The 18,873-nt window shown below is 39.1% G+C and carries 20 protein-coding genes; 16 read left to right on the plus strand and 4 right to left on the minus strand.

The window, feature by feature from the left end; genetic code table 11:
- Window positions 1-110: 110 nt before the first annotated feature.
- Both F4V57_RS08580 and qhpR read left to right on the plus strand, forming a co-directional pair.
- Window positions 111-1,121 carry a phosphotransferase enzyme family protein gene (locus F4V57_RS08580; protein WP_070070666.1) on the plus strand — a complete coding sequence of 337 codons (1,011 nt, stop codon included), beginning with the start codon at window positions 111-113 and terminating at the stop codon, window positions 1,119-1,121.
- Between the two features lie 147 nt (window positions 1,122-1,268).
- Window positions 1,269-2,303, plus strand: coding sequence for an AraC-like transcriptional regulator QhpR (qhpR, locus tag F4V57_RS08585; protein ID WP_070070665.1), 1,035 nt, complete (start codon window positions 1,269-1,271; stop codon window positions 2,301-2,303).
- Here the strand turns inward: qhpR and F4V57_RS08590 are convergent.
- Entirely contained in the window at window positions 2,278-3,216 is a 939-nt protein-coding gene (locus tag F4V57_RS08590) for a LysR family transcriptional regulator (protein ID WP_070070664.1), read from the minus strand. The genes qhpR and F4V57_RS08590 overlap by 26 nt on opposite strands.
- Window positions 3,217-3,311: 95 nt before the next feature.
- Here F4V57_RS08590 and F4V57_RS08595 point away from each other — a divergent pair, with 95 nt between their 5' ends.
- Window positions 3,312-4,304: an aldo/keto reductase gene (locus tag F4V57_RS08595; protein ID WP_070070663.1), complete on the plus strand. Its 993-nt coding sequence runs from the start codon at window positions 3,312-3,314 to the stop codon at window positions 4,302-4,304.
- A gap of 56 nt (window positions 4,305-4,360) precedes the next feature.
- Here the strand turns inward: F4V57_RS08595 and F4V57_RS08600 are convergent, their stop codons facing one another.
- The gene (locus F4V57_RS08600; RefSeq protein WP_070070738.1) at window positions 4,361-5,704 is read right to left on the minus strand and encodes an aspartate aminotransferase family protein; all 1,344 of its coding nucleotides are present in this window, start codon (window positions 5,702-5,704) and stop codon (window positions 4,361-4,363) included.
- A gap of 172 nt (window positions 5,705-5,876) precedes the next feature.
- On the opposite strand from F4V57_RS08600, the gene F4V57_RS08605 reads away from it, so the two are divergent.
- A complete protein-coding gene (locus F4V57_RS08605; RefSeq protein WP_070070662.1) occupies window positions 5,877-6,653 on the plus strand; it encodes a DeoR/GlpR family DNA-binding transcription regulator in 777 nt (258 codons plus the stop codon).
- Between the two features lie 15 nt (window positions 6,654-6,668).
- Here F4V57_RS08605 and F4V57_RS08610 read toward each other — a convergent pair whose 3' ends face one another.
- Window positions 6,669-7,853: an MFS transporter gene (locus F4V57_RS08610; RefSeq protein WP_070070661.1), complete on the minus strand. Its 1,185-nt coding sequence runs from the start codon at window positions 7,851-7,853 to the stop codon at window positions 6,669-6,671.
- A gap of 13 nt (window positions 7,854-7,866) precedes the next feature.
- Window positions 7,867-8,109, minus strand: a complete 243-nt coding sequence (locus tag F4V57_RS08615) for a Rid family hydrolase (RefSeq protein ID WP_070070660.1) — start codon at window positions 8,107-8,109, stop codon at window positions 7,867-7,869.
- A 170-nt stretch (window positions 8,110-8,279) separates the two neighbouring features.
- Between F4V57_RS08615 and F4V57_RS08620 the strand changes: the two genes are divergently transcribed.
- From F4V57_RS08620 to F4V57_RS08675, 12 genes are all read left to right on the plus strand, one after another.
- Window positions 8,280-8,564 carry a MerR family transcriptional regulator gene (locus F4V57_RS08620; RefSeq protein WP_227515712.1) on the plus strand — a complete coding sequence of 95 codons (285 nt, stop codon included), beginning with the start codon at window positions 8,280-8,282 and terminating at the stop codon, window positions 8,562-8,564.
- Between the two features lie 402 nt (window positions 8,565-8,966).
- The gene (locus F4V57_RS08625; RefSeq protein WP_081409263.1) at window positions 8,967-9,371 is read left to right on the plus strand and encodes a type IV pilin protein; all 405 of its coding nucleotides are present in this window, start codon (window positions 8,967-8,969) and stop codon (window positions 9,369-9,371) included.
- A gap of 5 nt (window positions 9,372-9,376) precedes the next feature.
- The gene (locus F4V57_RS08630; protein ID WP_070070658.1) at window positions 9,377-9,853 is read left to right on the plus strand and encodes a pilus assembly FimT family protein; all 477 of its coding nucleotides are present in this window, start codon (window positions 9,377-9,379) and stop codon (window positions 9,851-9,853) included.
- Window positions 9,831-10,253 carry a type IV pilus modification PilV family protein gene (locus F4V57_RS08635; RefSeq protein ID WP_070070657.1) on the plus strand — a complete coding sequence of 141 codons (423 nt, stop codon included), beginning with the start codon at window positions 9,831-9,833 and terminating at the stop codon, window positions 10,251-10,253. The genes F4V57_RS08630 and F4V57_RS08635 overlap by 23 nt, the downstream gene beginning before the upstream one ends.
- A complete protein-coding gene (locus F4V57_RS08640; RefSeq protein ID WP_070070656.1) occupies window positions 10,254-10,904 on the plus strand; it encodes a PilW family protein in 651 nt (216 codons plus the stop codon).
- Between the two features lie 10 nt (window positions 10,905-10,914).
- A complete protein-coding gene (locus F4V57_RS08645) occupies window positions 10,915-12,831 on the plus strand; it encodes a hypothetical protein (protein WP_070070655.1) in 1,917 nt (638 codons plus the stop codon).
- Window positions 12,832-13,311: 480 nt separating this feature from the next.
- On the plus strand, window positions 13,312-15,192 hold the full coding sequence (locus F4V57_RS08650; protein ID WP_070070654.1) for a DEAD/DEAH box helicase: 1,881 nt from the start codon (window positions 13,312-13,314) through the stop codon (window positions 15,190-15,192).
- Between the two features lie 210 nt (window positions 15,193-15,402).
- Window positions 15,403-16,224: an ABC transporter ATP-binding protein gene (locus F4V57_RS08655; protein ID WP_070070653.1), complete on the plus strand. Its 822-nt coding sequence runs from the start codon at window positions 15,403-15,405 to the stop codon at window positions 16,222-16,224.
- Complete coding sequence (gene mlaE, locus F4V57_RS08660) at window positions 16,221-17,000, plus strand: lipid asymmetry maintenance ABC transporter permease subunit MlaE (RefSeq protein ID WP_070070652.1); 780 nt, start codon at window positions 16,221-16,223, stop codon at window positions 16,998-17,000. The genes F4V57_RS08655 and mlaE overlap by 4 nt, the downstream gene beginning before the upstream one ends.
- Window positions 17,000-17,713 (plus strand): MlaD family protein, encoded by a 714-nt coding sequence (locus F4V57_RS08665; protein ID WP_070070651.1) that lies wholly within the window; start codon window positions 17,000-17,002, stop codon window positions 17,711-17,713. The genes mlaE and F4V57_RS08665 overlap by 1 nt, the downstream gene beginning before the upstream one ends.
- A 17-nt stretch (window positions 17,714-17,730) precedes the next feature.
- Complete coding sequence (locus F4V57_RS08670) at window positions 17,731-18,366, plus strand: MlaC/ttg2D family ABC transporter substrate-binding protein (protein ID WP_070070650.1); 636 nt, start codon at window positions 17,731-17,733, stop codon at window positions 18,364-18,366.
- Between the two features lie 13 nt (window positions 18,367-18,379).
- The gene (locus F4V57_RS08675) at window positions 18,380-18,667 is read left to right on the plus strand and encodes an STAS domain-containing protein (protein ID WP_070070649.1); all 288 of its coding nucleotides are present in this window, start codon (window positions 18,380-18,382) and stop codon (window positions 18,665-18,667) included.
- Window positions 18,668-18,873: the final 206 nt, after the last annotated feature.

Here is an 18,873-nt window from a genome sequence, read left to right on the forward strand (position 1 = left end):
TAAATGTCGATTGCCATGTTTTAAAGTCAAGTTATCCAGATTTTTCTTTTATAAGATCGGTTCAGGTTAAAAATTTGAAACATCAATTTAGGAAGATCGGGAGTAAATTTATGGCGATTGTAGAACAAAATGAAAACCTGAGTCGTGCCGAATTGCTTTGTCTGGCCGAGCAAGCCATGCGCTTATATCCTGCAAAATATCAGGGACAAGTACAGTTATTATGTCAGTCAGAAAATGCAACTTTTTTGATTACTACAGCAACAGAGCGCTATGCTCTACGGATTCATCGTCCGAATTATCATCAAAAACATGAAATTGAAAGTGAATTAAAATGGTTGGATGCCCTGAATGATTATGGTGTTGCCGTACCGCAGGCGATCTTATCTGAACAAGGCGAACGCGTACAAACCATTTCACTGTCAAATGATGTGATTCGTTATGCGGTATTGTTTGAATGGATTGAAGGAGAAATGCCAACAACAGAGGTTGATCCACAGGCATTTAGACAATTAGGGCAAATTAATGCCAAATTACATAATCATAGTAAGGCATGGCAGTATCCAGATAATTTTCAGCGCATTATCTGGAATCATGAAACTATGGTCAGTCCGCAAGGTCACTGGGGTGACTGGCGTCATGCAACACATTTGAATCGCAATGATCATATTGTCATTGAAGAAACCATTCAACGTATTGATCATGAATTAAAAGATTTTGGCAAAAGTTCAGATCGTTATGGTTTGATTCATGCAGATCTACGCTTGACCAACCTTTTGTTGCAAAATGATCGTATTGGCGTGATTGATTTTGATGATTGCGGTATGAGTTGGTATATGCACGATTTGGCTGCGGCAATTAGTTTTAATGAACATTATGCGGCTGCACCAGAATGGATAGAAAACTGGATAGAAGGTTATGAACGTGAGGCGCACATCAGCAATGAAGAATATGCGCTGATTCCTACATTTGTGATGCAGCGCCGCATTCAAATGCTGGCATGGATCGGTTCACATGCACAAACAGAAATGGCACTCAGTCTGGGAAATGACTGGGCCAATCAAACGGTTCGTCTTTGCAAAAAATATCTCAATACACAACAAATTCCTGTTGGTCTGATTTGATTTTCAGTTCAGACTAAACACAATGATCAAAATATGGGTGACACGGATAAGTCACCTTTTTATTGCAAAAAAACGATCATGATGCTTAATCACAATGTACTGGTACGTATTTTGCTTTATTGAATATGTGATTCATGGAGAGTTCGTATGATTCAATTATCCACTTCCGCATTATTCGCATCTGGTATGTGTAATCAGGGGGTACTTTCGGCTGCTGCAACCGGATTAAGTGATTTTATTACTGCAAAAGGTGCAGATGTTGATCGTGTTTTTGGAATGTCTCATATTGACTCTGAACTTTTATTGAGTCCAACACTCAGTTTACCTCTGACAAAATATTGTAAAGTTCTTGAAAATGCTGCTGAAATTTCTGGAATTGATAATTTTGGTTTGCATTATGGACAGCAATTTTTACCTAAATCATTAGGTTTGATTGGTTATATTGGCTTATGTTCTGACACGTTGCATAGTGCGTTAAAGAATATGGCTAATTATTTTTATTTACATCAAAAGGATACACTCACTCGATTGGTCGAACAGCAAGATAGTTGGCGACTGGATTATCAGGTACAACATGGTGCAATTTTAACTCGACGTCAGGATGCTGAGTTAACCCTTGGGATGTTTATGAATGTGATTCGCTGCGTATTGGGGACGCATTATTCACCAAGGGAAATTCACTTTGAACATTCCCGTCCTGAATTCTGGCAAGAACATAGTAAATTATTTAATGCGCCTGTGTATTTTGATCAACCCTTTAATTCAATCATTATTGCCAAAAAAGATACCTTGGTACGAATGCCAACGGCTGATCCAATTCTACTGATGATGATGCAGGACACTTTAAAATTACTCAATGTTGCAGCCAATGTTCAAGGTTTATCTGATCAGGTCCGTTCAGCAATTCAGATTGCCTTAAATTTGGGCGAACCCAATATGGAAAAAATTGCAGAAGAAATGGGGATGACCAGTTGTATTCTAACCAGACGCTTAAAAGCAGAAGGCATCACGTTTAGCAGTTTGGTTGATGGTGTTCGCAAAGAGTTGGCAGAATATTATATGGCACAAAAACATATTCCAATTTCTGAAATGGCTTTTTTATTAGGTTATTCAGAAGCCAGTGCTTTTTCTCGTGCATTTAAACGCTGGTTTGGTATCAATCCCCGCCAGTTTCGGCATTAATCTTGGGCCATTCGTCAGGATAAAAATGATTTTTGATCCATTGAATAAACACTTGTGATGTTGCTGACATATAATGTTTATTAGAATAATACAAATAAAAATAACTTTTAGGATACTGATAAGCATCCAATAGTGGAATGAGTATCTGTTGCTCAAGCTCTTGTCGAATTAAATCTTCATAAACATAAGCAATGCCCAAGTGATTTAGTGCGGCTTTGATAATCATACGATCACTGTTCAGCGTTAATTTTCCACTAACTTTTTTATTGATTTTTTGTTGTTGTTGCATAAATTCCCATGCATATTTTAGTCCACTTGGAAACTGTCGATTGATACAGTCAAAATTGTCTAGATCATCAATATGTTGCGGTAAGCCATGTTGTTGTAAAAATTCTGGTGAAGCCACTGCAATTAAGCGCGTAGCATTGCCAAAAGGAATCGCAATCATATCTTGTGGAATTTGTTCATTATAACGTATACCAAAATCAAAACCCTCTTCAATAATATTGACCAAAGCATCTGAGGCATTAAGCTCTAGTTCAATATTAGGGTGGGCGTGTTGGAACGGCACAAAAATTTTTTCAAAAAATAATTCTTGAGCAACTAAAGGCAAGCTAATTTTAATTCTACCTTGGGGATGTTGCTGTTGAAAATTAAGTTGATCAAGTGCCTGAAAATAATCATCGTAAATAGGTGCCATTGCGGCAAATAGAATATGGCCTTCCTGCGTAAGCGCAACACTTCTGGTGGAACGATTAAATAATCGGGTACTTAAATTATTTTCCAGAGTATTGATGGTATTGGTGATGGACGAAGCAGAAAGATTGAGAAGTTTTGCTGTTTGAATAAAGCTTTTATATTTTGCAACATGAATAAATACTTGGATATGCTGCATGTCAGGAAGTTTCTTCATTGTTTATCTTTTTGCAATTCAATATTTAGTTTATATCAATTGTAGCATGCGCTTGGAACCAATACATTAGCTTCATCAAACAGTGGAGTGAAATCATGAAAACACGTATTCTGGGACAAAATCTTGAGGTTTCAGCAATGGGTTTTGGTTGTATGGGGATGAGTTTTGCTTATGGTGGGCTTGATCAACAACATGCCATACGTATTATTCATCAAGCACTGGATCATGGCATTAATTTTTTTGACAGTGCCGAGGTATATGGCCCTTTTGAAAATGAAAAATTAATTGCCCGAGCCATTCAGGGACGTAATGAAAATATCCGTATCGCCACTAAATTTGGTTTCAAGATTGATCAAACGAAACAGGGTGTCGAACAAATTTGTGGTGTGGATAGTCGTCCGACACATATTCGTGAAGTTGTTGAGGCGTCATTACGGCGTTTGGGTGTGGAAAAAATTGATTTACTGTACCAGCATCGTGTAGATCCAAATGTACCAATCGAAGACGTTGTGGGGACAATGGCAGATTTGATCAAGGAAGGAAAAGTATTGCATTTGGGTTTGTGTGAAATTTCTGCACAGACTTTGCGTAAAGCACATGCAATTCATCCGATTACTGCTGTACAGAGTGAATATTCATTATGGACACGTCAGCCAGAACAACAGATTTTACCAGTGTGTAAGGAATTAAACATTGGTTTCGTTCCTTATAGCCCACTTGGACGTGGTTTTTTGACAGGGCATCTGGATACCACACAATTATCTGATACAGATTTTCGTACATCTTTACCACGATTCCAGCAGCAGGCAGTACAACATAACCAGCAATTATTAGCACAATGTCAGGACATTGCTGCCAATAATCAATGTTCATTGGCGCAACTGGCTTTAGCATGGATGTTGAATAAGCATTCACATTTGGTGCCAATTCCGGGAATCCGTAAAGCCGAACATTTGATGGATAATATTGCTGCGGTTGATGTTAGTCTATCGACAACAGATATTGCTCAACTGGATGAGATTTTTCAGGAAAAGCATGTGTATGGGCAACGCTATAATCAGCAAGATTTAGATTTAATCGATGCCTAAACATTAAAAAATCTGGCAATCAGTATGCTGGTTGCCAGAAATCTTATATTAAATTATTAAGCTTTGAGTTTGTTTAAGGCTTGATCCAGCGCACCAACTAGCCAGTCGATGTCCTGTTCCTGAAATGCCAGTGGTGGACGAAGCTTCAAGACATTACCATAAGGCCCTGCAACAGAAGTCAGTACCCGATGGTTATTGCGTAACTCTTCAATTAAATCCAGAGCCAGTTGTTTATTAGGCGCCTTACTGTCACGGTCTGTGACCAGTTCAAAACCAATAAACAAACCAGCACCACGCACATCACCGACAGATTCATGTTTATCCATTAATTTGCGAAGTTCATTAAGTAATAAACCACCCACCCGTTGACTATGTGCCTGTAACTCTTCCTCTTTAATGACATTTAATACAGCTTGTGCCGCCGCCATGGAAACTGGATTACCGCCAAAAGTATTAAAATAAGGAATTTTATCGCTAAACGCGGAAAGTACTTCACCACGAGCCAACAATCCGGATACCGGAATACCATTACCCATAGGTTTACCCGTGGTGATCATATCTGGAACAATACCATGACGAGCAAAACCCCAGAATGCATCGCCGGTACGGGCAAAACCGGGTTGTACTTCATCAGCAATAAATACACCGCCATTGGCATGCACCACATCAACAGCTTTTTTCAGAAAACCAACGGGATTCGGCATAACACCATCAGATGAAAAAATGGAATCGGCCAGAAAACCTGCGAATTTGATGCCATGAGCTTGCATATCATCAATTTGTTTTTGAATTTCGTTAGCAAACCAATCCCCTAGATCTGGCGTATCAATACGATAAGCATCAGGAGCAGGAACTAAACGGGTTGTTGCAGCAAGTGGCTGTTCAGAACCCAGAGCAGGCGAGCAGCCAGAAGTTAAATCACTGGTACCATGATAGGATTCCTGCGATACGATAATGCCTGTACCACCTGTGTATTCCCGTGCGACACGAATGGCTAAATCATTCGCTTCAGAACCAGTACACATATACATGGCACGATTCACTTCATTGGGTACGGTTTTTAATAGTTGTTCTGTGTAATCCAGAATATTTTCATGCAAATAACGGGTATGGGTATTGAGTAATTGCATTTGTTGATTGACAGCTTCAATCACTGCTGGATGACAATGCCCGATACTGGCCACATTATTATAAACATCCAGATATTTGTGACCTGTAGCATCCCATAAGTATTGTCCTTGACCTTTTACTAAATGCACCGGATTACGATAAAAAAGACGATATGACTCGCCCAGAATTTTGCTGCGTTTGTCGGTAAGCTTACGTGTTTCAGCATCCAGTGCATCAGCATGTTCAGCACGGAAACTATTGGTATCCATAATGGTTGAGCGTGTTGCCATGTTGCACTCCTCGATTTTTTCGTTTTTTAGATCAGGATATTTGTTGATTTCTAAAATATAGCCTTGTTTTTTTGAAAAAGCAATAAAATACACAAATACATTTTTATACACATTTTAATTCCTTTTTATGTCAACACTAAGTATGATGTTTTTTTATTTTTTGAGTGTGGACATGCTACAACAAGAACGTTTACATCGAATTCAGGCACTATTAAAAAAACTTCAACGGTTGAGTACTGATCGGATTATCAATGAATTGAATATTTCCCGTGAAACAGCTCGTCGAGATATTATCGAGTTGGAAGCCTTGGGTGTAGCAAAACGTGTACATGGCGGAATTGTTGCGGTTGATAGTGTGGCGGTTGAAGCGCCTTTGCATATCCGTAATACTTATATGGCAAAAGAGAAACGCCAAATTGCCCGTGCAGCCATTCAATATTTAAATGCAGGACAAACCATATTTCTGGATGCAGGAAGTACTACCTCAATTTTGGCAGAAGAATTACGAACGCTTTCAGGATTAACCATTCTGACCAATAGTTTACAAGCCGTCTTAAATCTCACCACAGCACTTGAGCGTGAACACTCACAACATGAAATTATTCTATTAGGTGGACAAGTCTTGCAGCGTCCACAAACGCAGGGAGAATTATTGTTAAGGGAGATTTCTCGATATCGGGCAGATGTGGCTTTACTCTCTCCCGTTGGATTAGATGTAAATTATGGAGCAAGTAGCTTTTATCTCGAAGAAGCTAACATTGCAGCCGCAATGGCACAGCAATCTGATCAAGTGATGATTCTGGCAGACTATAGTAAAATTGGCGTTTGCAGCCGCAGACAATATGCCACGACCGCAGATATTAATAGGGTGATTACTAATCAGGATGTCGAAAATATTGTGGATTTAACAGCGTATCAACAAGCATTTTCAGCATTTCAACTGGTTTAAGACCAAAGAAATTTTTTATTTCGGGTATTTGATTAAATCAGTGATTGCAAATAATGTACTGCATAATGCCAGTATCGCACCAACAATACAGGTTAATATCCAGCCACCATTGTTCCATGCAACAATTCCCAAGGCAGACCCGGATGCAGCGCCAATAAAATAAATCGTCATATAAATGGAATTAATACGGGAGCGAGCATCTTGACGCAGTTGATAAATAATATTCATGTTGGTGATATGCAGCGTACATACTCCTAAGTTGATTAACGCATAACCAATAAGTAGCGCAAGTAACGACCATTGTGCAGTATAAATTGCAATCCAGCTGATCACTAAACAAATAAAACCGGAAATTGTTAACCATTTTCCTAAACCACGATCAGCCAGCTTACCGGCATATTGAGAAAATAATGCGCCAATTACACCCATCAAACCAACCATGCCAATATATATTTCTGAAAGTGCATGAGGTGGACCCGATAAAAATAATGCCATAGTGGAAAATAATACACTCATTGAGCCAAATGCACAGGCACCCACACCAGCCCGCAACATTAAACGTTTTTCAGTTCGAATTAATTCCGCCATAGATTGAAATAACATTAAATAATGAATTTGTGAATTCGATGTGATTGGTAAACGTGATTTTAATAAAAAAGTAATGATCAATAAAACAATAGCACTAACGATATAAACCGTATTCCATGCAAAAAAATGTGATAAAAAACCGGCCAAAGTTGTGGATAATAAAATACCTAAAAATAATCCCATCATTAGAAAGCCAATCACAGATCCAATCTTTTTGGGCTCAACCAATAATGTAGAAAGAGGTACCAAAACCTGCGCTGCAATAGTCGACAATCCCGTAATGGCGGTGCCAAGCCAAAGCATGTAAATATTTGGTGCAAAACCACAAATGAGTAAACCAATGGCAGCAAAAATCATCAATGCCGGAATGAATTGATGTTTTTTGAGCAAATCGCCTAAAGGAACCAATAACAATAATCCTAATGCATAGGAAACCTGAGCAAAAGTTACAGTAAGTTGTGCCTGTGCTGCACTAACAGAAAAATGTTGTTGAAAAGCATGCAGTAATGGCTGATTAAAATAATTTGCACCGGCACACAAACCACAAGCGATCGCCATTAACCATAATGTTGATGACTTTAAGCCTGTTTGTGATTGTTCTGATGGTTTCATCTATTATTTTTCCCTAATGATGATGTTTTAAAACGATATACCGCATAAATTTAATCATCTGCTTGTGCTTATGTCGATTATGTTCAACGACCAGAATAACCATGGTTGCGATATCTACCCAATCGATTTGCATCGCATTGAGTATGGTTTGAATATTTTGAAAAACAAGATGACATTGGGTATCAGAATCTGCCGGCATCATACCAGAACAATATTCACCACCTTGCCCTACAATGTGAATGATATTCTTCAACATCTTGTAGCGAAATATGTGTGATATGCGAATTGGCATATTGTACTGGATTGTACAGTTTTTCGGAATTATAGGTCATTAAAGGACATTCCTGTAAATTCGGCATAAACATGGCATGTTTTGAAATTTATTGCGAGTATTAAAACTCAAGCTAACTTGAGGTCAAGATTTTTTTGAAGAAAACAGCACAGGATTTATTAAGTATTGGTGCAATTACCAAACGTAGTGGTTTGAGTATTCCAACGATTCAATTTTATGAAGAAAAAGGCTTGATCTATAGTATTCGTACGAATGGTAAGCAAAGACGTTATGTTCGGCACATGTTAAAACGACTCGCTTTAATTAAGGTTGCACAAAAAGTTGGTTTGTCCTTACAGGAAATTCAACAGGCGTTGGCCATCTTGCCAGAAGGCAAGGTACCTACTCGCACAGACTGGCAAAAATTATCTCGTGCATAGCAGCGACAATTACAAGAAAAAAGGCAGTTATTTCAATGTATGCAGTAACAACTTGATTGGTGTATTGGTTGTGGATGTTTATCTTTGGAAGATTGTCGATTATGCAATCCGAATAATATTTTTGCAAAAGATTTATAATGTTAAGTTTTTTAGGAAATTAACTTGCTGCTCATATCACTGAAATTGGTGCAAAATTCCATAAATATTTAATGAATAAAGAAACACATCACAGATTTATTTTGCTAAAATATAAGGAAGTAAAATAAACAATCTTGGGGTGAGGTGGAATTATTTTATAATTAAGTATAGTGTAAATATTTTTTAAAAAACAAGAAAATATTTGAACATGTGGGGATGGACTATATTTAATTCTGATTATTCTACTAAAAAATAGGTAACGATATGAGAAGAAATGGTTTTACTCTAATTGAATTAATGATTGCGATCGTCATTATCGCGATTTTGGCAGCGATTGCCGTGCCTTCCTATAATAACTATGTGAAAAAAGCCCATATTAAAGCTGCACAGTCGGATTTGGTGGCATTAAGTTTGGTCTATGAGAATTATTATCAACGTAATTTATCTTATCCGACCAGTGCGTATACAAGTACATCTGCGTTGATAACAGCTTTTAATCAATGGCACCCGAGCGAAAATATTTTTGAATTCTCAAGTAGTAATGCCAATGCCACAACCTACACGTTAACCGCAACAGGTAGCGGTAATCTTTCAGGTTGTAATTTAACGCTGAATCAGGCAAATAGTCGAACAGCGACAACTTCTTGCAATATAGGTACGACATGGTAAGGTCGATGTATCAGCAACGGGGTTTTAGCCTGATTGAACTGATGATTACCATTGCGATAATGGGAATACTTGTTGTGGCTGGAATCGCTTTAACTGCGCAATGGGCGAAACAGGCAGAACTGGATAAAGCAATCTGGTCTTTACAGAGTGCGATTAGTTCGGCAAGAGCTGTTGCTTTGCGTAATGAGTTTGCAAAGGATGGTGGAATTGTGACAAGTCAACTTTGTTTTGACAGTACAAATCATCGAATAACAATACATGAAGCAAGTACCGGCACTGCTGCAAATTGTAGTAATACAGCGAATTATAGCTATCCATTAGCAGATAGTGTGGATATAAAACAATCAGATGGTGAAACAGCATTTTCATGTTTTGCTTTTGATAATCGGGCGCAATTAATTGTAGGAACAGCAAGTTGTTCAACAAGTCTTCATCTAACTGTTATAAATGGTGGGTTAAATGAAAATAAAACATTTGACTAATCAATACCAACAGGGTGTAGGTTTGCTTGAAGCAATGATTGCAGTTTTATTGTCTAGTATTCTGATTTTAGGAATTTCCTATGGTATGGGGCGGATATTGACGAATCAGAAACAATCTAATTTACAATATATCGTTGTTAACCAGTTACGTGCAAAATTGCAAACAGCCACACCTGCACAAAAGACGAAATGGTGTGCTGGTACGGAACAGCCAACAATTACATTACCAGATCAAACTACGGTTTTGACGATTACCGTCACTTGTCCTTCTGTGAGTGTTACGGTAACAAGCCCTACCAACAATAATGCCAATGCAACAATCTCAATTCAGCAACCAATAAAATTTTCTGTGCAAAGCGATCTATTAGGTGGAGAGCTGGTAGTAGGGGAAACACTATAAATGAATAAACAAAAAGGTGTGACGCTAACCAGTTTATTAATTGGCTTGTTGATAGCAATGTTATGTATTTTGGCGGTTTTATCTTTATATCGTACAGTTGTGCATACGGGTGTAGATTCTCGCAAAGCTGCAACACATGATACCCAGCTACAAAGTGCATTAACCACTGTACAAATGTTGCTACAAAATGCCGGATTTGGGCTGGATCCATCAGGATCTCATGTAAATATTGGTACAATTTCTTTCAAAAATTCCAGTAATGTTGATGTCTCAACAACGGCATTAGTTTGGAAAAATGCAGGATCTAGTGATGGTACTTCGATTACCTGTCATGGTATTGCTGACATTGCAGGATCGGGAGAAAGACAATTAGTGTTATTGAGTGGCAGTAACTGTACGTCAACCAGTAATTTATCAGCAGCATCCTGGACACAGGAAAGCATCTTGGCGACATTAAGCGATTTTTCTTCTGATTCTACTAATCCCGTACAAGTTACATTTGCAAAAAGTAATGCTTCCTGTACGCCTTATGGAGCTGGTAGCGTGGACACTTCTGTTTTGCATCCTAATGTTACTATTTCTGCAACAACTAGTACCAAACAAACAGTAAATATTAGTGTATGTCTGTTAAATATCGTGGCATCGTCTTAGGAGAGTAAAAATGATTCATTCAAATACAAAAAATCTCCACGGACAACAGGGTTTTGCGACGATACTGGTTGTATTATTGGTTGGTTTGGCACTTGCAGCATCGATGTTAGGTACAGCATATTATGTGCGTAGTTCACAAAATAGCCTTGTTGCTGATCATGCATTAACCAATGTGCAGTCTGGTGCTTGGACAGGTATAGAGGCTACTCGACAATATCTGGAAACACTGGATAAAGATAAGTTAACATCATTAGCAACAAAAACATTGACCTTGACCATACCCAATGCAACAACAGGTTCTTTATCCACATCTGGGGAAATATCTGCTTATATTGATGCTGTTACAGCTCCAACCGGGACAGAGACTGCTTATCAAGTGACCGCAACATTAACCAATAAAAGTAATGCGTCTAAAGCTGCATCTAAAGTACAGGTTATTTATTTAGTAACTTTTGGGAGTAGTTCTTCTGGAACAGATACCACAGATAATGGAACCAATAGTGGAACAAGTGTTGCAAATATTTATTCAGATTTTGATGCTAGTGGTGGAATTACCATTACACAAAATGGTGCAAGTACCGCTGTGATCAATGTGGATGGAAATTTTACGACTGGAGGAGTTAGCTTAACGGGAATTAAGACTTTAAATGTAACAGGTAATGTAACATTGACTAGTGCAACACAAATTCCTTATGTCTATACCAATGGATATATATTATTGCAAGGTGGTGCTGCAATTACAGAGGTTGGATCAGCTAAAAAATATATTACTGATACAAGTGGAGGGACTAATGGTAGTCTTTATGCTGATGGTATTATCACATTATCTAATGGAAAAACATCTAGTGCAGATACATTAAGTAATATTATTATATCGAGTTGGCCAACCCTTACTACTGGAATTGCTAAGGGTACAATCACATGCCCATCACAATGGTGGACAAACTATACATCATTGAAAGCAACAGGATTTAGTAGTTGTCCATCTGCTTTAACGGCCAGTAGTAGTGTATCAGCTACAGGTGCATTGGTTACCGTAAGTATAAGTAGTAAACCTATTGTAAATGCTCTTACTTATGAAGATTCTGCTAACTATATATTTAGTGTTGATAGCAGTAATAATATTAAAGTAACTGTACAAAATGTAAGTGGTATTACTAAAGGCACATACTATTTGGCAACCAATTCGTCAGATAGTTACAACGGTAGTTCAAAAGTTTATTTATGTGCTAGTGGTACTAGCTGTAGTAATCCCGTGGGACGAGTTGCTAGCCCATATTGGAGTTATAATCCAATTACGTATAGTTCGGGTACATGGTCATTGAGTGATACGCAATACGCCAATCCTGCTATTGCACCAGGAGTTATTTTATTTAAAGGCAATGTTTCAATGACATTGGGTACGCATTATGTGAATACAATATTAGCTACAGGTAATATTACTTATGGTGGAAGCATTGTTATTTATGCTCCAAATTATGCTGGTGCAACAGCAGTTTGTAATACGAGTTACGGTATGCCTACCAATTTGTGTAGTTCAAAAACAGCTCTTATTCCTGCGAGTATCGGAAATATTGCACTATTAGCAGGTTCTTGTGCAGATTCAACTTCAGTTGATACATGTTCCGCTAATTATATTGGAGGTAATATTACTTTAGGTGCCTCTGCCAAAGTTTACGGTAATATCATTGCAGGTAATTTATTTAATACAAGTGGAAGTACCACCATTGTTGGAGGAATTGCAGCTGTAGCCTTGGGAAATAGTTCTGGAGGATCAAAAGTGGGAGGATCAACCAATATTGATTTAACGTCAGTAAGTGATCACACCGATTTTACACCAGGCACTCCGGATTCAGGTGAATCGGAAAATACATCAGATAATACAGCGTCTACAACAGCCACCATCAAATGGGCACGTTATTTATAATGACGACTAAAATGTTTTAATCATATTTAGATTGATTTAAGAGTTGCAAACATCCATGTTGCAACTCTTTTCTTTGGAGATTTGTTGGACCTATTTGCTCTTTGAGCAACAGCAAAACTCATCTTTGTTAAACAATTGTATATTTAAATTGCAGCGCTATATCTTTTTTAAAATTATGCTGCTATAATTGCGCCACGCACGAATTTTCCGTTCTTTACCTGAACATTCCTTTTATTATACTACTTTCCGTAGTCTGCGCGTTTTTGTCCACTGAGAGGACGTTCCCTTCGCGCCGAATCGCTTAAGAGCGATTTTCAGGTTGCAGCCGTAATCATGTGTGCGTTTATAGACCACATCGTCTCAAAATCGGTGCCGTTTTTTTATCGACAAAAACGGACATAGCCTTTTGCTTGCCGCTTCATGCCGATGTATTGAATTTAGCTTTTATATAATGGAGCACCTTTTTAGGTGAAACTCTCTATGAGCAAGACTTTTGCTGATTTTTCCCTAGCGGAACCACTACAACTAGCACTGAATGATTTAGGCTTTACCGCTCCTACACCAGTACAAGAACAATCAATTCCTGCCGCTATGGAAGGGAAGGATTTATTAGTATCGAGCCAGACTGGTTCAGGTAAAACAGTTGCATTCCTTTTGCCAACATTAAATGCTTTGGCTGAACAAAATGTATTTGTTCCATTTAAAGAACGTATGCGTGCAGTGCCTACGCCTTCTATTTTAGTTCTTTGCCCAACACGTGAATTGGCGCAACAAGTTAGCCATGACGCGATTGATCTGGTTCGTCACATGAAAGGTGTGCGTATTGCTGCTGTCATGGGCGGTATGCCTTTTGGTAAACAGATTCAGCAGTTAAAAGGTGCGCAAGTACTTGTTGCAACACCGGGTCGTCTATTGGATTTGGTTAATCGTCGTCAATTAAAATTAGATAAAGTCCATGCTTTAATCGTTGATGAAGCGGACCGTATGCTTGATCTTGGCTTTGCTGAAGATTTGGCTGCAATCAGTGATTTGGCTGGTGAACGCGAACAAACATTAATGTTTTCTGCGACTTTTGCCGATCGTATCATTTCATTAGCAGAACGCATGATGAATAGTCCGGAACGTATCGCCATTGAAACAGGCCATACAACCAATACAGATGTGACCCAAACATTACACTGGACAGATGGTTTTGAACACAAGAAAAAATTACTAAGCCATTGGTTAAGTGATGAGAAACTTGATCAGGCAGTAGTATTTGCTTCTACACAAGAAGATACAGATATGCTGGCTGAAGAATTAGCAGAAGCAGGTCATTCTGTAGTTGCCTTGCATGGTGCAATGCCACAATCTGTACGTAACCGCCGTTTACGCAGTATTCGTGAAGGTAAAGCTCGTATTTTGGTTGCAACTGATGTTGCTGCACGTGGTTTGGATGTTCCAACAATTTCTCACGTGATCAACTTTGGTTTACCGATGAAACATGAGGATTATGTACACCGTGTTGGTCGTACAGGTCGTGCAGGTCGTTCAGGTCAGGCTGTAACTTTGGCAACATATCGTGAGCGCGGCAAAATTCGTGCGCTGGAAGATTATTTGGAAACTCGTTTAAACGTTTCTGAAATCGAAGGTTTAGAGCCATCTCCACCACCAGAACGCCCTCGTCGTAACGGTAATGGTAATGGCAAAGGTCGTGGCGGTGAGCGTCGTGGCGGTGGACGTGGTTTTGATCGTTCAGATCGCGGTGAACGCCGTAGCTTTGGTGATGATAAACGTGGTTTTGGTGGTCGTCGCCGTCTGGAAGGTGAAGGTCATTTCAAGAATGAAGATCGTCAGCCACGCCGTGATCGCAATGATTTTTCTGCAAATACTGCGGGTGATGCGGGTAGTCGTTTCGGTGCTAAAAGTTTTGATAAGCCACGTGGCGAACGTCAGGATCGTCCACGTTTTGAAGATGACAACCGTGGTAATCGTGTAGATTATAAGCCACGTGAAGAACGTAAATCTTACGGTGATCGTGGCGAACGTCGTAGCTTTGGTGATAAACCACGTGGTTTTGGTGGTGGAGAACGTTCTGAATTCTCACGTCCAAAACGTCAGTTTAATGATGATAAACCACGTAGTTTCCGTGATCGTGATGGTAGTGATCGCCCGGCACGTCGTGAATTTGACGGTGAACAACGTCCACGTCGTCAGGATGGTGGCGAACAATTTGGCGAACGCCGTTTTGGCCGTCATGACAATACTGAACGCCGTTTTTCTCAAGGTGATCGTGGTGAGCGCCGTTATAACCGTGAAGGTGGTGAACGTCAGCCACGTGAAGGTGGTGAACGCCGCCGTAAATGGTCAAATGATGCCTAAATTACTGATTTAAAATGAACACGTCTACGGACGTGTTTTTTTATGGATGTTAAAAATATTTGAACAAGATATAATATATTTGTTTTCAATATTTATATCCTGTCTTGCGTTTTCTCAATAAAATGAATTGTGTGGATAAAATTAGCAAATCTATAACGTTATTCTGATGATTTATTTGTAAAATATGCTTTTTCCGGAAGGGATAAAAAGATGAGTCAATCTTCACAAACGACTTTACCTGCGTTGATTGAAGTAAAAAATTTAAGTTTCAAACGTGGTGAGCGTGTAATCTACGATGGAATAGATGTCACCATTCGTCGTGGTCAAATTACGGCATTTATGGGACCTTCAGGAACAGGCAAAACCACATTGTTGCGTTTGATTGGTGGGCAGCTTAAACCTGATCATGGGGAAGTACTGATTGAAGGTAAGAATATTGCTGATATGTCACGTAAAGCCTTGTTTGAGGTGCGATCCAGAATTGGTATGTTATTTCAGAGTGGGGCATTATTTACTGACATGAGTGTATTTGAAAATGTTGCATTTCCTATTCGGGCACATACCAAGCTCTCAGAAAACTTAATCAGGGAAGTTGTTGGCTTAAAACTTGAGGCAGTTGGACTACGTGGTGCAGAAAGCATGATGCCTTCTGAGCTTTCGGGTGGGATGAATCGCCGTGTTGCATTGGCTCGCGCAATTGCACTTGATCCTGAGCTGATTATGTATGACGAGCCTTTTGCTGGTCAGGATCCGATTGTCATGGGTGTATTGTCCAGGTTGATTCGTTCTTTACGTGAAGCATTGGATTTAACCACGATTATCGTATCGCATGATGTAGAAGAAACTTTATCGATTGCCGATTATATTTATGTTGTTGCGGAAGGCAAAGTTCAGGGTGAAGGAACACCGGATGAGTTGCGTCAGCACCCATCTGCATTTGTGCAGCAGTTTTTAACAGGTTCGATAGATGGGCCTGTGGATTATCAATTTAGTCATGTTCCTTATTTGTCGCAGCAAGAGGTAGCACAATGAATGCAATCGCCTTGCTTGGACGGCGTTTGATTGAACGCGTTCAAGGCATTGGAAATGCGGCAATCATGCTGCTACAGGTTTTATGTTCTGTGCCAACATGGCAGGGTGTAAAATTATTTATTTATCAGATGTATCGTGTCGGAGTATTGTCACTGTTAATCATCAGTGTGTCTGGATTGTTTATCGGTGCCGTGCTTGGATTGCAGATGTACAGCATATTGGTGAGTTTTGGTAGTGAAGCCATGCTCGGTACAGCAGTTGCTCTGACATTGCTGCGTGAATTGGCGGCAGTTGTTGCTGCATTATTATTTGCCGGACGTGCAGGCTCTGCCTTAACAGCAGAAATTGGCTCCATGAAACAGACTGAACAATTGGCCAGCATGGAAATGATTGGTGTTGATCCACTAAAACAAGTAGTTTCTCCAAGATTATGGGCTGGGATTGTAAGTTTGCCCATGTTAACGGTAATTTTTGCTGCGGTTGGAATTATTGGTGGCAAGCTGGTTGGTGTAGATTTTTTAGGAGCAGATGACGGTTCTTTCTGGAATGGAATGCAGGCTTCTGTACAATTTGGTAAAGATATTTTAAACGGTACAATTATCAAAAGTCTGGTCTTTGCTTTTATTTGTACTTGGATCGCTGTGTATCAAGGTTATGCCTGTATTCCGACACCAGAAGGAATCGCCACAGCAATGACACGTACAGTTGTATATTCTTCTTTGTGTGTTCTGGGTTTTGATTTTGTGTTGACTGCGGTCATGTTCGGAGGCTTTTAATGAAATCACGTACAGTTGAGCTGGCCGTTGGGATCTTTGTTGTTTTATTTGTGCTGGCACTGTTTTTATTGGCGATGCGAGTGAGTGGTCTAGCCGGTATAAACCTAGGTGAAACATATACCTTAACTGCCAAATTCGATAATATTAGTGGATTAAAAGAACGTGCCAAAGTCACTATTAGTGGTGTAAAAGTCGGTCAGGTGACCAAAATCGATTTTGATCCGGTAGCAGATAAAGCTGTAGTAACTATGATCATGGACAAAAAATTAACAACATTTACACCTGAGCAAATGAAACAAGTGCAAAAAAATGCCTTGGAAGATTTGCAGTATAGTTACGATTATGAGCAGGCCACACCGCAGCAACAAAAAGCTATGCAAAGCAAACTGATCAACAACATGAAAAACATCACAACAATCGACCAGGATGCTTATATTAAAGTAGCGACTAACGGTATCATTGGTGAAAAATATCTGAAAGTTGAACCAGGTGGTTCATTTAACTATATTCCGGTTGGTGGTAGTTTTCCTGATACGCAAACACAGGGAACCATCGAAATAGAAGATTTGGTAAACAAATTTATTACCGGTAGTTCTGGTCAAAGTGAGAGCACAACAAGCGATCAAAAAGCACCAGTATCCACAGATAAAAACACACAAACTCAGCCGGCTTCTGCACAGACAACCGCTGATCAACCAGCATTCATTGAATAATCTTAAGGAGAAAACTCATGGCAGTAAGTAACAAAGTGTTATTGGCAACCTCTGTAGCCAGTCTATTGGCAAGTTCTTTAACTTTTGCTGCGCCAAGTGAAACACCGCCTGCCTTTGTAAAGCGTATTTCTGATCAATTAATTACCCAGTTAAAACAGAATAAGGCACAACTGAACAATGCAGCAGTGATTAATCGAATTGTGGCACAAAATATTGAACCGCATGTGGATGTACAGAGTTTCACCCGATTGGTAATGGGACAATATTATTCGAATCAATACACTACACCTGCACAGCGTGGTCAATTTACCCAAAATTTCCGTGACAGTATTATTCGTACCTATGCCAAAGGCCTAGGAAAATATAGCAATGAAGGTTACACCTTACGTCCTTACAAAAACACTAACTCGGCTACACCAGTGGTGATGATTGACTTTAAATCTGCAAACGGCAGTAAAATTCCAGTGGCATTTCAATTGAATGCTGTGAATGATCAATGGAAAATTCGCAATATTAATGTCAGTGGTATCGATTTGGCAGCAACTTTCCGTGATCAATTTAAAGCAACTGTGCAGCAGAATGGTGGAAACGTCAATAAAGCAATTGCCAGTTTTAAACCAAACGCAGATGCTGTAGAAAAGAAAATTAATTAATATAGGTGTAAATGTGGCGAAGCTTCAGCAGCTAGAAAATCAAATTGCAGTAATTGGTCAAATTGATTTTGAAAATGCAGATGATGTCTACCGACAAGGTTTGCAAATAATCAAAAACAATCAACATTGGCCAATGTTGATTGATTTGCAGCAATTAACTCATGGAAATACACTGGCATTGGCAGTGTTTATTCAGTGGCTGAGGGCTTGTCCGGGTCAGCATCAACTTAAACTTCTTCATGTTCCTGCAAAAATGCAGGGTATTTTACGTGCCAGTCATCTGGAGCAAATTGCAATTTAATTTAGATTTTTTATTCAAATTGAAATAACGATTTGAATTGAGAGCGAAGACGTCATTGTTTTGAAATGTGTTGTTGATCCTGTGGTTTAAATATAAAAAGCGGCAATTGTTAGCAATAGCCGCTTTTTTAATTCTAATTTTTAGAATATATGATCAGGTTGAAACATTAGCCTGGGATAGCAATCTTTTCTCATTTTAGATGAATA

This window comes from Acinetobacter qingfengensis (assembly GCF_008693185.1).
GTDB classification, from domain to species: domain Bacteria; phylum Pseudomonadota; class Gammaproteobacteria; order Pseudomonadales; family Moraxellaceae; genus Acinetobacter; species Acinetobacter qingfengensis.

What these genes read in the sequence shown, in the direction of transcription:
- qhpR (WP_070070665.1), top strand. Translation starts at nt 1,269, where the DNA reads ATGATTCAATTATCCACTTCCGCATTATTCGCATCTGGTATGTGTAAT.
- F4V57_RS08630 (WP_070070658.1), top strand. Translation starts at nt 9,377, where the DNA reads ATGTATCAGCAACGGGGTTTTAGCCTGATTGAACTGATGATTACCATT.
- F4V57_RS08625 (WP_081409263.1), top strand. Translation starts at nt 8,967, where the DNA reads ATGAGAAGAAATGGTTTTACTCTAATTGAATTAATGATTGCGATCGTC.
- mlaE (WP_070070652.1), top strand. Translation starts at nt 16,221, where the DNA reads ATGAATGCAATCGCCTTGCTTGGACGGCGTTTGATTGAACGCGTTCAA.
- F4V57_RS08610 (WP_070070661.1), bottom strand. Translation starts at nt 7,853, where the DNA reads ATGAAACCATCAGAACAATCACAAACAGGCTTAAAGTCATCAACATTA.
- F4V57_RS08645 (WP_070070655.1), top strand. Translation starts at nt 10,915, where the DNA reads ATGATTCATTCAAATACAAAAAATCTCCACGGACAACAGGGTTTTGCG.
- F4V57_RS08635 (WP_070070657.1), top strand. Translation starts at nt 9,831, where the DNA reads ATGAAAATAAAACATTTGACTAATCAATACCAACAGGGTGTAGGTTTG.
- F4V57_RS08650 (WP_070070654.1), top strand. Translation starts at nt 13,312, where the DNA reads ATGAGCAAGACTTTTGCTGATTTTTCCCTAGCGGAACCACTACAACTA.
- F4V57_RS08670 (WP_070070650.1), top strand. Translation starts at nt 17,731, where the DNA reads ATGGCAGTAAGTAACAAAGTGTTATTGGCAACCTCTGTAGCCAGTCTA.
- F4V57_RS08590 (WP_070070664.1), bottom strand. Translation starts at nt 3,216, where the DNA reads ATGAAGAAACTTCCTGACATGCAGCATATCCAAGTATTTATTCATGTT.
- F4V57_RS08605 (WP_070070662.1), top strand. Translation starts at nt 5,877, where the DNA reads ATGCTACAACAAGAACGTTTACATCGAATTCAGGCACTATTAAAAAAA.
- F4V57_RS08640 (WP_070070656.1), top strand. Translation starts at nt 10,254, where the DNA reads ATGAATAAACAAAAAGGTGTGACGCTAACCAGTTTATTAATTGGCTTG.
- F4V57_RS08665 (WP_070070651.1), top strand. Translation starts at nt 17,000, where the DNA reads ATGAAATCACGTACAGTTGAGCTGGCCGTTGGGATCTTTGTTGTTTTA.
- F4V57_RS08615 (WP_070070660.1), bottom strand. Translation starts at nt 8,109, where the DNA reads ATGTTGAAGAATATCATTCACATTGTAGGGCAAGGTGGTGAATATTGT.
- F4V57_RS08595 (WP_070070663.1), top strand. Translation starts at nt 3,312, where the DNA reads ATGAAAACACGTATTCTGGGACAAAATCTTGAGGTTTCAGCAATGGGT.
- F4V57_RS08580 (WP_070070666.1), top strand. Translation starts at nt 111, where the DNA reads ATGGCGATTGTAGAACAAAATGAAAACCTGAGTCGTGCCGAATTGCTT.
- F4V57_RS08655 (WP_070070653.1), top strand. Translation starts at nt 15,403, where the DNA reads ATGAGTCAATCTTCACAAACGACTTTACCTGCGTTGATTGAAGTAAAA.
- F4V57_RS08600 (WP_070070738.1), bottom strand. Translation starts at nt 5,704, where the DNA reads ATGGCAACACGCTCAACCATTATGGATACCAATAGTTTCCGTGCTGAA.